The 12,585-nt window shown below is 68.5% G+C and carries 11 protein-coding genes; 5 read left to right on the top strand and 6 right to left on the bottom strand.

Annotated features, from left to right (window positions below):
* Positions 1-1,182: 1,182 nt before the first annotated feature.
* Entirely contained in the window at positions 1,183-1,827 is a 645-nt protein-coding gene (locus DS837_RS11150; protein WP_149164800.1) for a hypothetical protein, read from the top strand.
* Here DS837_RS11150 and DS837_RS11145 read toward each other — a convergent pair.
* The 4 genes from DS837_RS11145 to DS837_RS32035 all read right to left on the bottom strand — a co-directional run bounded on the left by DS837_RS11145 (position 1,812) and on the right by DS837_RS32035 (position 7,844).
* On the bottom strand, positions 1,812-2,282 hold the full coding sequence (locus DS837_RS11145) for a hypothetical protein (RefSeq protein ID WP_149164799.1): 471 nt from the start codon (positions 2,280-2,282) through the stop codon (positions 1,812-1,814). The genes DS837_RS11150 and DS837_RS11145 overlap by 16 nt on opposite strands.
* A 578-nt stretch (positions 2,283-2,860) precedes the next feature.
* Positions 2,861-4,354, bottom strand: a complete 1,494-nt coding sequence (locus DS837_RS11140; protein WP_149164798.1) for a hypothetical protein — start codon at positions 4,352-4,354, stop codon at positions 2,861-2,863.
* 192 nt (positions 4,355-4,546) lie between these two features.
* The gene (locus DS837_RS11135) at positions 4,547-7,459 is read right to left on the bottom strand and encodes a relaxase domain-containing protein (protein WP_170295819.1); all 2,913 of its coding nucleotides are present in this window, start codon (positions 7,457-7,459) and stop codon (positions 4,547-4,549) included.
* A 73-nt stretch (positions 7,460-7,532) separates the two neighbouring features.
* On the bottom strand, positions 7,533-7,844 hold the full coding sequence (locus DS837_RS32035; protein ID WP_170295818.1) for a hypothetical protein: 312 nt from the start codon (positions 7,842-7,844) through the stop codon (positions 7,533-7,535).
* 181 nt (positions 7,845-8,025) lie between these two features.
* Between DS837_RS32035 and DS837_RS11130 the strand changes: the two genes are divergently transcribed.
* Positions 8,026-8,643, top strand: coding sequence for a hypothetical protein (locus DS837_RS11130; protein WP_149164796.1), 618 nt, complete (start codon positions 8,026-8,028; stop codon positions 8,641-8,643).
* A 52-nt stretch (positions 8,644-8,695) separates the two neighbouring features.
* Complete coding sequence (locus DS837_RS11125; RefSeq protein WP_149469998.1) at positions 8,696-9,115, top strand: hypothetical protein; 420 nt, start codon at positions 8,696-8,698, stop codon at positions 9,113-9,115.
* A 52-nt stretch (positions 9,116-9,167) separates the two neighbouring features.
* Here the strand turns inward: DS837_RS11125 and DS837_RS11120 are convergent, their stop codons facing one another.
* Both DS837_RS11120 and DS837_RS11115 read right to left on the bottom strand, forming a co-directional pair.
* Entirely contained in the window at positions 9,168-9,359 is a 192-nt protein-coding gene (locus DS837_RS11120) for a hypothetical protein (protein ID WP_149164794.1), read from the bottom strand.
* A gap of 311 nt (positions 9,360-9,670) precedes the next feature.
* On the bottom strand, positions 9,671-10,990 hold the full coding sequence (locus tag DS837_RS11115; RefSeq protein ID WP_170295817.1) for a competence protein CoiA family protein: 1,320 nt from the start codon (positions 10,988-10,990) through the stop codon (positions 9,671-9,673).
* Positions 10,991-11,321: 331 nt separating this feature from the next.
* Between DS837_RS11115 and DS837_RS11110 the strand changes: the two genes are divergently transcribed.
* Positions 11,322-11,771 carry a hypothetical protein gene (locus tag DS837_RS11110; protein WP_149164792.1) on the top strand — a complete coding sequence of 150 codons (450 nt, stop codon included), beginning with the start codon at positions 11,322-11,324 and terminating at the stop codon, positions 11,769-11,771.
* Positions 11,771-12,499: a hypothetical protein gene (locus DS837_RS11105; protein WP_149164791.1), complete on the top strand. Its 729-nt coding sequence runs from the start codon at positions 11,771-11,773 to the stop codon at positions 12,497-12,499. The genes DS837_RS11110 and DS837_RS11105 overlap by 1 nt, the downstream gene beginning before the upstream one ends.
* Positions 12,500-12,585: the final 86 nt, after the last annotated feature.

Raw genomic sequence — 12,585 nt, 5'->3', positions numbered from 1 at the left:
CGGTGCACGGGCGCCGTCGCGGCGACCGGGTGCTGTCCGGTGACTACCAACCATCGGATCCGCCCGCGTTCTCATCCTACCCACCCCGCAGCCGACCGGTGGAAAGCCGACTGGACAAGGCTGGCTCTCCACCAACAGCCCTCAGACGGCGGGATTCTGTTCTCGTCGCGCGGCCGTTACCCTCAGAGCACCGGTTACCCGCGGCATGGTCACAGCAGCGCGCGACGCGCGCCCGTCTCGGACCGGGCGAAGCCCCCCACGCGGAGCGCGCCGCTTCACGGCCTCCAATGGGTGTACCTGCCCCATCGCGGGAGTTCCGTCCTCCAGCCGCAGGGTCGCGTCCCGCGACCATCGGTGCGCATGGTCGGCCGTCCACATGGCGCTCGGCACACGGCCCACTTTCAGGGATGGATTCATCCGGGACCAGGTGCTTGTCGACGGCAAGGGCGAAGCGGCGCTTCGGTCGGTGGGGCCGTGCGCTTCGGGACCGGCGCGTTCCGCGCCGAGGCGGTGAGCCACCTTCGGCGAACAGAACCCCGTGCAGAGGGCGCTGGAGCCATCCAGGAGCGGGATTCCTCTCCAAGACGGCCCCGACATCATTCAGGGACAGACCCGTGCTCAGCGGCCGCGTATTCGCGCTCAAAGGGCATGCGAGCGGCACGGCGGACACGGTCGTCTTCGGCGTGAGGGCGGAGGCACCACGGTGGTCCGTCCTCAACGGGGGAAACGGCCAATCCAGGGGAGTGACATAAATCCCCAAGGGGCACATGCAGTCCATCGGATCACGTCGTCCGGAACCCCGGTCCCCCTTATATTATACCTTGTCGAGGATGCATCGCGTAAGCCTTGGATTTTCCACGCTAATCCAGGATGAGATTCGACGCTGGTGCAGAGTGCGGCACCGCTTAAAGGGCTTCGGTGTCGTGCGGGGGCCGGTGTCATCGGCAGGCTGTCGGCAATGCCTCAGGGACATGAGCAGTCCATCGGATCACGGAGTCCAGTGGGTCTCGGCCCCCATTAATTATACTTTGGAAGACAGACATCGAAGAAGCTCCTGTTCCAAAACGCTTTTCAGGAACGTGATTTCCCGGTGATGCAGGAGTCGCCCTTGCGCTCGGCCGACCCGTGACGCACATCGGTTAAGCTGGAGCGTGACGTCACGCTGGAACGCAGGAGGACCCCATGACGCTGGTCGAGTACAGGAACCTGGTCGGCCACGTGCGGGCGCTGATGACGACGATTGAGATGGGTCTTGCGGGCGAGCCGTTCTTCTGGACCGAAGCCGAGCGGCGGGTCAACACGAGGGCCTTGGCGATGCTGAAGCTGAGCATGCACACGGCGCGCGGTGTCGCCGAGCGGGGGCTGACGCTGAAGCGCGGTGTGCAGCCCGTCGGCGGGGTGCAGGTGGGCGAGCCGATCGGCAGGCTTGATGATTTGTACTTGGTCCCCGTGCAGACCAAAGGGGGTGATGCGGTGAGCATCTCGCCGTCCGCCCTGACGGCCCGGTTCAACGTCCGGCGGCAGATCCTGGACACTCTGGACGAGGGGCTCGATGGAGATCGGTTCGTGTGGTCGGACGGCGAGCGCAGCAACTACATCGCCATCCTGCACCAGTTCGGCATCCAGCTCGTCACCGCGACCGAGGCCAAGCGGCGCGGCCATCGCGTGACCGGTTGTCCGGTCGGCGAGGCCTACTTCAAGGCTCCAGCGTCCCGCTACGCCAACGTTTACATTTTCGGGGTGCAGACGTCTGAGGACGAGCAGGCGATGGCGGCTGCCGCCCGCCGCGCCGCCAGGGACGCCCGATACGGCTACCAGGAGGCGTGACCATGGCGGCCGCCCCCCAATGATCCGGGAACCCTAAACCGGTTGTGGTAGTACGCAGGACGCGCCCTCAGCGGCTGCCGGACGGCGCGCTGGCAGCCCTCTTCGTCAAGGTGGTGGACGCGGCTGGCAAGGCGGCCCTGGAGCGTCTGGCGGCTCTGCGGGCGGACCCTCGGGCGGCCCTCGCTATGCGGGCGGCACCGCGTCAGATTTCTGATGCCGCCGTCGAGCAGCATGCCGGGCTGGCTGTTGGCAGGCTCAATGCGGCGCAGCGTGCTGTCCTCGGCGGCGGTGATGCCGTGGTCGGCCAGCCAGCGGTCGACAGCGGCATGGGGCTGGTCCTCGGTGAGGTCGGGCGGCCAAGCGCTGGCGCGGGCCCGCGTGCTGGCCAGCACGGCCACGGCGTCGTCGAGGTCCCAGCGGGGCGACTGGCCCTGCTCGGCGGCGCGCGTTGTCACGGTCCATCAGGGTGCGCGTCTGGTTGACGTAGGATTCCTTGTACCCCACCCACCTACTGTCTGCACTCAGACGCCGAAGCACGTCTCCGCCAGCCGTGATCCGCTCCAGGGCGTCGACGACGGCCATAGTGACCGCACCCTCGGCCTCGACGGTGCCGCGCACGCGGCGGACGGCGGAGGCCAGGTCGGCCAGCCCGGCGGCGGAGACGGTGCGGGGGCGGTCCTTCGGCGGCTGGGAGCGCCTGGGCGGCCGCGTCCGCCTCGGCGGCGTGACGGCCGACAGCGTCCGTCAGGGCCGCGGTCGGCGGCGACGGGCGCTCGGCGGCCCAGAGAACCACCTGGGCGGCGGCCCTGGTCTCTCAGGCGGCCACGGGCGCGCCGTGGCGGCGAAGCACGCTCCCGGGCGGCGGGCGCCATATGGGCGGCGGATGCGGCCCGCGCGGGCGGCGGGCCGAAGGACCGGCTGGCCGCAGTGGGCGGGCGAAGTCCGCGGCGAAAGCGGATGCTGGGGAGCCCGGAGCGGGCGACCGGGGCGGCGGGGCGGCCCCGGTCGCCCGCTGGCTGCGGAAAGGCTTCGGTCAGCCGAGGCGGCTGACGGTGACGGCGGGAGCCAGCAGCGGCTGGCGGGCCCCCGCCTTGCGGGCAGCGGCGCCCTTCCCAGGCATCACCGCCTTCGGCACGGCGGCCGTGGATGCGGGGCGCGTGATCCGCCACGCTTGGCCGAGGACGGCGTCGATCTGGTCGACGAGCTCAAGGACCCGCCGACGGCGGGCGGCGAGCTCGGCGGCGGCGTCAGCGGCGGCTTGAGCGGCTTGTGCGAAAGCCTCGGCCGCCTGCTGGTCGCCGCGGCGGCGGGCGGCCTGGGCCTGGGCGGCGGCGATCGCCTGCGGAGAGCGTTTGCGGAGATCCTGCTGGCGCTGGGCGCGGGCCGCCGCAGCGACCGCAGTGGGCGGCGGTCCCAGGGCGACGGCGGCGAGCTGGTCGAGCTCGATGACGGCGGGCTGGCCCGGGTCTCGGCGGACCCGCGGCCCGCGGCGGTCTTTCGCGGCCGCCTGCGCCTTGGCCGCGGCCGCCGCCATTCTCTGTGGCCGCCGAACGGCGCAGCAGAGATAGCGGTGCAGGCCGCGCGCGGACGGCGGCAGCAGGGCGCGGTCATCAAGGTCGATGATGGCCGCCCCGCTCGGCTGCCCGTCGGTGAGGCTGCGCGCCAGCCGCCAGCACAGAGCCAGCGATGTTCCGCCGTCGGCGGGGCGGGCGTCGAGCAGCCGCTGCGCCGTCGCGCGGGCGGTTGTCTCGTGCACCACGCCGTCCTCGTCCACGTACCGGACGGCGTGGGCGTCGGCCGCCTGATGCGGCTCCTCGCCGTCTGTGGGCCGGTCGGTGACGAAGCTCACGCGGACGTCCGCCAGGCGCGTCAGCGAAGCCTGCACGGCTTCCGCCGCCCCTGTGCGCGGCAGCGCGACACCCGTGGCCCGCAGGGACGCCAGCAGAGCCCTGGCTGCCTCGCACGCATCGGCCAGCCCGGCTCCCGTGGCCGCCAGCGGCAGGCGGATTTCGGCCAGCGGCAAGGGGCGGCCGACGTGTCCGAGGCGGGTGGCCAGCTGCGGCCACCGGCCGTCAGCGGGACCGACAACGCGGACCGAGAAGGCGTCCCGGTCAGTCACGGCGAGGTGCAGGATGGCCAGCAGCACGTCTTCGTCCACGACGGTTGGGCGCTCCTCGGCCGCCACCGACAGCACGCCCCAGCCCGCGGCGAGGTCCCAGAAGCGGCGGGCCCCTTGAAGGCGCGCGGGCGCCGTGCCGCCGAGCGGCAGCAGCCCCAGGCCGACGTCCAACCGGACCCGGCGCGCGATGCAGGCCCTGGGTTCGTTGGCTCGCGCCGTCGGCAACATGGAGGGGCGGCGGCGCGGCGGCGCAGGCGCGTCCCGCGCGAGGTCGTCGTCCTCGAGCGCCAGGGCCAGTGCGCGCTGCACGGCGGCGTCCTCGACGGCGGCACCGGACGGCGCGGCGACGGACACGACGCCGAGGGCGTCGTGCTCCCCGTCCACCATGCCATCCCCGCTGACCGCCATGATGCTCTCCGCCGTGCGTGATTTGCGTACAAGATTACATCACACTGAAGGCCGCTCGGCGGCGGGAAATCAATGTCATCCACGCAGGTGTCGGGCAACACAACGGAGGAGGCGGCGTTCTCCCCGCGGACGGTGGTGAGCAGGAGGCGCGCCCTGGGAATTCTTCTTGGGTGGTGACCACGCTGGCCATCGTCATGCGTCGCGCTCCCGGGCGGTGGACGGCTTGCGCAGACGCAGGCCCAGTGCCTCGCCACCGCGCTCGGTCGCCTCCGCGTCCGGGTCGGTGGTCTCGAGCTCGGCGGTCTCGGAGTCGGGCGTCTCGGGGTCGGGATCCAGCTCCGGGTCTTCGATGGCAACGTATGTGAGGCCCTGACCAGACAGGCTGTGGAAACGGAGCTCGCCGAGACGGGCGAGCAGCGACTGCGGGTGCAATCGGGACAGCGCGGCCACGGCCGCGGTCTCCACCTCCTCGGCGAGAGCTCCGGCGGGCCGGGCGCGGGCCGCGGACACCACCTGCGCGGCGTCGAGGGTGCGCTCCAGGAGGACGGCTTCCGTCACGTCGCGGCGGCGGGCGAGCTCCGCGACTGCCCGCAAGACCTGATCCGGTTCGTCCGTCTCGATCTCGCGTGCCAGGGCGGCCTCGTCCCGGTCGGCGAGGCCGCCGCGCAGCACCGCCTGCACGGCCGCGCGCGCCGCGATTTCGGCCTGCTCACGCCGCCGCGCCCGCTCGCGGTCGCGCTTGCGGCGCTCCACGTCGTCGCCGAGCAGACGCGGGTCGGCCAGCACCGTGACGTCGGAGCCGAGACGCCAGGCGGTCCGCAGCGCGTTCGCGGTGGCGCGGTGGTCGGCGATGGCCACCACCATGTCGGCGCGCCGCGACGGCGTGATGCCCCCAGGCATGTCGGCCCAGGCATGGCGCAGCAGCTTGGTCTTCTCGATGACGGTATCACCCGTGCCGTTTCGGCTCCCCGGCCACACGATTTTGGCCGCGACGTCCTTGACGATGGCGCCGTTCGGGTCGGCCTCGGCGTACGTGATCTTGCCGACTGCGCCGTCGGGAAGACGGACAAGGTCGCCGCGGGCCAGCGGCATCGGACCGCGCTCGCCTTGCGCCACGCCGATGTCCGCTTTGAGCACGCCGTACGCCCGCAGTTTTTCACGGACCCGTGCGTTGACCGCGTCGGCCGTGGTGCGGCTGGGGACCACCACCGCCACGTCGCGGCGTTTGCCTTTGTTCAGCGCCGCCTGGAGCACGCGCTCGGCCGCCTCCTCGACGGCGTCGCCGCTGGCCACAAGTTGGCCTTGTGCGTGCAGAAGCCGTGCCGTCGGCTCACCGAGCGACAGCCCCAGTGCTTCCGAGAGCGTGTTGAAGCCACTCGGCCGCCCCGGGTCGACCGGGGTGTTCGCGCCGACCAGGATCAAGCGGGATCCAGCCTCTTCGCGCGCCATCACTGCCTCGGCGATTACGCCGAAGGGCAGCGCATGGGCCTGTTCGACGACCGTAACCTCCGCTCCGCCGCCCTCGAGCTTGAAGGCGGCGCGCAGCGCATCGGCCACCCCGGATCCGCCCTCCACGCACACGACGCCGTCCGCGCCCAGCGCCCGCTTGGCGACCGTCTGCGCGACCGCGTCGGGCATGCTGCCGATCTGGCGCAGGCGCTGGGCGGCCAGCTTGACGATGGGCTCGGGCATCGGGTCGAGGGTGTCCTGGGCGGTGACGGCGAGCGCCGCGACTTCGCGCTCCTGATCCAGCTGGCGTGGCATGTAGTAACTTTTTGACCCGTCATGCTCGGGTGTCGGCAGACGCTTCAGCACGCCATCCTCGATCAGGGCCTCCCCGGCGGCCACCGCGGTCCTCAGGTCGGCCCGCCCGAGCGCCTGCGCCATCACGGTGGTCCAGACTGCGGACTCGGCGTGGATGTGCTCGTGCGTCAGGAGGTCGGCCTCGGCCGCCTCGGCGACCTGCGCGGTGGTCAGGCGCTGGCGGCCGTTGCCGCCGCCGAGGCGCGCGCAGGCCTCCGCTTCGTCGTGCCCGAACCCGGACCGGGCCAAGCGCTCGTGCCACGCGCCCCGCCAGTCGAAACCCTCCGGCGCCAGCGCGCTTTTAGGTTTGCGCGTGGCTTTGTTGCGCGCGTTCGTCCAAGCCCCTTCGTTGATGATGGCGTCCGGGTCGGCGCGGCGGGCGGCGTCGATGTGTGCTCGGAGTTCCATGCAGCGGCGGCTGAACTGTTCCACCAGCTCGCGGCTGACACCGGCGACGTCGAACAGTGCTCCTGGATCCTTCTCGCCCATCCCGCCGCCGACCAGGCCGTGCGGCGACGGCGCCGCCCAGTCCGCGGCCGACCGCGGCACCACCTGGAAGCCGATCGTCTCCAGGCGGTCGGCCAGCGCGACCCGGAACGCAGCACCGCCCAATTTTTGCAGCTGGAGCTGGCGGCGAGACTCGCAGGAATGCCACGCCATTGCCGCCACGGTGTCGTGGTCCGGGTCCTCCCCCCACGTCGCCAAGTATTTGGCGATTTCCTCGTGCAGTCCTGCGGGGTCAAGGCCTGGGGTGAAGGCATTGTCGTGGAGGTGGATGGACGGGTCGCCAAAGCGCGTGTCGGCGTGCAGGAATGAGGCGCCGCAGAACAGTCCCGGGCGCTCGATCAAGCCGCCCTTGCCGCGTCTGACGACGCCGCCGAGCCGCTCGAGGAGAGCCCGGGCCTCGTGGGCCGCCTCGCGCAGGCCGAGCTCGATCGCCGCCTTCGTCGGGCTGTCATCCGTCACGCCTGCCCAGACCAGGGTCGGGGTCTTGGGCGACGAAAAGGTTCGGTCGATGCCGACGACGCGCCGCGGGCTGCCTGCGTTGCGGGCTAGGGGGATGCCGCGCTCGAAGGTCGGGGCGTAGCCCCGCGCCAGGCGGCGCACCAGGTTGCGGCCACCGTCGTCGTCGATCAGGTCGCCGTGGCGGATGCCCCACGGCGCCAGCAGGCCGTGCGGATCGTTCCAGCGGCCGCGCGGGCCGCCGTCAGGCGACGCCTCGTACCAGCCCTGGCCCTTTACCGAGGTCAGGTAATATTCCATGGCGCCAGCGCCCCCGGTCTTCTTCGCGATGTTCAACATGATGGGTGTCTCCGGACGGTGATGTGTTCGGTTCAGGCTGCGGTGGAGGCTGGCGAGGGAGGAGGGGCCAGTGTCAGCGGCGGCCGCCCTTGGCGGCGTTGCCCGCCAAGCCCTTCTCCATGCCCTCGACGAACCGGAGGAACTCCTGGCGCAGGCGCCGGATGCCCACGCTCTCGGCCAAGCGGTCCGCCGACGCGCGGAGCGCGGCCACCTCGCTGCGCAGCGCCACCACGTCCCCGGAGCCGTCGCCTTCGGCGTCCGGAACGTCGTTGCCGTAGAAGTGGCCGCCGTCATAGTCGCTCGGCTCCGGCAGCGGCGCCGAGTTCGCGTACATCTCGTCGAGGAAGGCAGCGGGGTTCGGCAGGCCTTCAGGCTTCGTCGGCATGGCGGTGTTCTCCCAAGCGGGTGGTGACGCAGGCATGGCCTGCCTTCCGCCAATGCTCGGGCGATCGCGGTAAACGATGGATGTTGCAGCAGGGTGGGTAGGGTGAACGCCCCAGGTCGCCGTGGCCCTCAAGCGTAGCCAGGAAGCGCGAATTGATGGACGGCGCGTCCTGGACTAAAAAGTGAACATGGAGGTGGCCTGTTCGCCGATGGAGGCGCCGATGTGGAGGGGTGAACCGGATGCCGAGGCCTGCGCTGTGGCCGTGTCGGGCAGCGGCGGGCAGGAAGCAGCGGCGCAGCGGAACACCCAGGACGCGGCGTCTGTCCCCGCCGATGTCGCTGGGTGGGTCGCGCGGATGGGAATGCCCATGGAGGCCGTCGCCGTGCTGATCGGCGTGCCCGTGACGGTTCTGCGGTCCTGCGCCGAAGCGGGCAGGGCGCCCCTGACCGTGCTGATGGCTCTGGAGTTGCTCGAGCTCAGGATGGCGCCACGGGCGCCGCCCCCGCGGTTGGCGCCATTGCCGACGCCGCGCCCGGAGCTTGCCGAGCCCGTGCGCCTGCTCCTGTTGGCGGCGTCCGTCGCCGACCCGGTGGACGCTCACGACATCCCGGACATCCTGGGTCCAGTACCCGGACTGCTCGGCCAAGCGGGCCCAGCGCTGACCGGGGATGCCAGCCGTATCGTAGCTGAGATCCTCGTCATCCTGAGCGAACTGGGCGCCAGAAGCGGTGACGCCATGATGAGCATGGCCGCGGCCGCCCGACTGAAGCGTCTGGCGTTTGCCCTGGCGGTGCTGTAACGGAGCTCAGGTGGTTCCGCAGCGGGTCTTGATGCGCGCGTCGGAGGTGGCGATGGAGCGGCAGGAACTGACGGCCATCCTGGCGTCGTGGCAAGCGGGAGAGATCGGCTACCGGGACGCCATGGGGCGCAGCGGCATTGGAAGCCTGTTCGGGCTCTACGAGGCCGCAAGGCAATGCAACATTCCACTCCGGAAGGATCTGCTTCCGCGTGAGGAACGCGCGGTGGCGTTGGCGACCATGGATCTGCTCGGCGAACGTCCGGTCAACACACACGATGTGCTGGAGCGGTTCAAGACGATGCTCCGCCGCCTGGTGGCCCGTGCCGCCGCGCGCGGGATCCCGCTGGACACGACTGACCTGGTCCTGCGCCGTCGCATCTACCGTGCTGCTAAGCGCATCGAAAAGTCCAGGGCGCGGCGCGGCGACGACCGGCCGTACCTGGATGGGGACGACGGACCCGCTCCACGTTGAGCGGAGGCCGTGGCAACCCGTGCCCCGGCCAAAGGGAGGTGGCCGGGGCTTGTCATGCGCCGGGCGTCTGGTCGGCGCGCAGCGCCGCGGACGCGAGCGTGCCGTAGACCCGTTTCGCGTCGCCCTGGCGGCACGGCCGCACGGTGTCGAACCTCACCACGCTCTTGCCCAAGCGCGCCTCCAGCAGGGCCATCGCCGCCTTCACGTCGCGCTCGTCCCCGATGAATCTGATTTCGAGCGCCATCGGCATCCCCGTCGTTCTGAAACGAGTCTTAGCATGGCGCGCTTCGACGCAAGCGTCACGGTGCTGCCGGGTCTGCCAACCGGTTCCCGCCAAAAGGCGGCTGACCCCGAGCAGTAAGGGCTGTGATCCCCTTGCCCCTGGACCGTCTATGGAGGACCTTCGTGGTTGTCTACGCGAGCTGGCCCTGACCTTTCGGCACCACGAAATGACGACAGGATTGGCTCCCCGCCACATGGCTCATGAGTATCATCCTGTCCATTGGCGAAAGGCAACCGCTCACGGTTTCTTTCGCCTGTATTCACCCCCGCCAACTATCCGAACATCAGTCGGCAAAGTCCTTCCCAGGCTCGTTTCAAGCTGCTGGAGGACGCCGGTGATGCCGTTGTCTGGCGGCGGGACTTCCTCAACTGCTTCAAGTTCTTTTTCGGCAACCCGCACTGCTCTTCGGTGAGCCGCTCGCTGCCATCGAGCATGCGAATGGCAAGCGCCGTGGCGGCACTGTGTGCCACAGGCGGCAGGCTATGGCTTGCCCATACATGTTGCTGGACCACAGCTCTGGGAGTCTTTTCACCAAGAATGTCGTTGGCACGATCCAGCCAAGCCTGGGTGCCGGGCGCTCCCAAATGCGGGTCCAACATCTCCGTCAGAAGAGACAGCTCAGCGGCCGTGGCGGATCTGATCGCCTCAGCTCTTTCGGCCTCCATGCGCCGCCGCTCCTCGGCCAAACGCTTCTCCCTCGCGATTCTCTGCCGTTCGGTTTTGATGGCGTTGATACCCTGTTCAATGACCGCGGCCCACTCAGCGTCCGACCAATGCTCGTCAGCCACCGGGTTCCGCCGCCACCACCATCCAGGTTTGAGCCCAGAAAAGCGCCGCATGTCGCGGTGGCCCGAGATATTCCGAGCCGGAGCCCTCAGTGCCACCTCCGGCGTGATGAACTCCGCTTCTGGGGCGGTGCCGCAATGGGGGCACAGTAACCCCATGCCACCGGGCGCAACGCGGCCGGTGGCTTTGCCGGTGCGCTCAGCGAGCGTCTTGAGGGCTTCTGCTGGGTCACCAAGAGAAGCCAGCGGAACAGCTACTGGATGAAGATCGCCCCGGATGCGGTTCGGATAGAGCCCCGCGTAGGACGTTCTGTACCAATCCCGGCCACACCCACCGCAGGGAAAGTCGTACCCAATGACGGTGAAGGGGACTTTCGCCAAGTTGGACAGATCATCAAAAACGATCACGCCCCGTAGAAACGCAGACAGTTTTTTTCTTAGAACGTCAATCTGGAACTCGATGTCGCCACTCGGAAGCCGGACTGGATAAACATGCCGTTGGTCCTTGGGAGCATCATCAAAATCACGCTTATTGCCAAAGAACCATACTGTGTCCAGGTTTTGCGCCGCCCGAGCTGAGGTTCTTTCATTGGTGGTGTAGCCGGTTTGCCTGGACAGCTGGATCTCGATGGCCACATTCTTTTTGGTTCCCCGCTGAACCACCTCGACATCCGGTCGTATTGTGCCGCGATCATACTCCGCAATGGCATCGAAGCCGAGTTCGTGGGCGACGGTCAACGCCTCGATTTTGAGGCGGAGGTGGGCTTCGCTCTCCTGGGAGCCGACCGAGCAGGCGCTGCCGGGCATATGCGCAAAGTGCCTGAGACCTCGAGGCGACCGCGTTGCCTTTGCGGGGTGATCGCAGCAGCACATGAGCAGCTTCCCGGACTTGCTCAGCCCCTGCACCCGTGTCCAGGATTCGGCCGTCTCTAAGTACGCTCTAATGTACTCCGATCCGTTTCGAGCAATCAGCTGCATTTCCACCCCAGACACTTCTGCATGGTTGCCGAGCAACCTGCATACCGGGGTATTCTTGAGGGTTGCCGACACCACCAAATTCAACAAAAAAAGTTGCGAAACCGTTATCGAAACAGGTAGTTGCGATGGGTTGGGTGTGAGGATGGCTGGAGCCGGTTGAATGCATTTCAAGATTGATCCGCGAGCGGAAGATGTGGTGCGGGTGGTCGAGCAGGGCGGGTTCCCAGGCTTGGCCGACGAGATCCGCTCTGTCCTGTTCACCGGACGGATCTCCGAAGAGCTGGAGTCTCCGGCCGACGGTCATGATGCACCGCGTGTCCACATCAGCGATCCCCAGCCGTATGACGCCGACGAGCAGTTCGATATCGCACTCGACATGCTGGTGAGCGCGACGATTGGCCGGGTGCGCCTGCTGAAAGCGGCTGAGGACCGGCTGAAGGATGTGACCGACAACCCTAAGGCGCGCCTGATGGCGTGGGTCGATCCTGAGGTCGGCGCCGTTCCAGCCGTGCCCGACGATGCCGTCCGGATTGCAGACAGGCTCGAGCATCTTCTCGGCCTTGCACGGAATATGCGGACCCTCGGTAGCCTTCCGTCGAAGAGCTCGTAATGCGTACCCAGATCATCGACCTGCTGACCCAGCTTGGCGCCGCGTTGCCGCCCGGCTTCGCCTTCAACAAAGCGGGGACGGCCTACGAGGCGCTTGTCGCTCTGTCAGTCGCCTACCAATTCAAGTCGCCTTACTACCGGACCACGGTGGAGGTGTGCGACCATACTGGAACCCCCGCCAGTCACTTCGTCATCAGGCAAAGCCCTGGTAAGATCCACCCGGCGACCGCAAACGCCCCGCGCCCAGGTTTCATCCGCCTGACCTTCCATGGGCGTCGGGTCAAGCGCGTTTATGAGATCCACAACAGCGTTCAGTTCGAGGGACGCTCCGGAAGCAACCACGAACAAGACGTGTCTGTTGTTGCCCAGAAAACCGGCGACGACCTGCGCAATCTGCCGGGTGGCGGCCGTCCATCCGGCAAGGATCTGAAGGTCGCAGTCGAATGCAAGGACATCCCGAAAGGGGCGGGCGTCGGGATCGCCCGAGGCAGCGTCGGCAACGCTTTTGATTTGTCGCCGAAGCGCAGCCGCGGTGGCAGCTACAAGCAGGCGTTCAGCAAAACTCGCATGTTTGCGGTTGCTGTGCTTGGAGGGATGTCTGTGGGAGGAACACGGGTGCTGGATTACTACGGGATCAGTGTGTATGCGAACGCCAACCCGACAACTCCCGGCCCTCACCCTCTGATTGTGGATGTCGCGGCACGCATTCACGAGGACATGAAGCGATGACGCCCACGCCTCGACCAAGGCTTTGGCAGGCAAATCGATCAGAGCGTCAGGAGCATGTGCCGCACCGGTATCCGGTCACAGGTGCC

It is taken from the genome of Azospirillum brasilense (genome assembly GCF_008365405.1).
In the GTDB taxonomy this organism is placed as follows: domain Bacteria; phylum Pseudomonadota; class Alphaproteobacteria; order Azospirillales; family Azospirillaceae; genus Azospirillum; species Azospirillum brasilense_D.
This window is presented reverse-complemented; position numbering and strand designations above follow the sequence as displayed.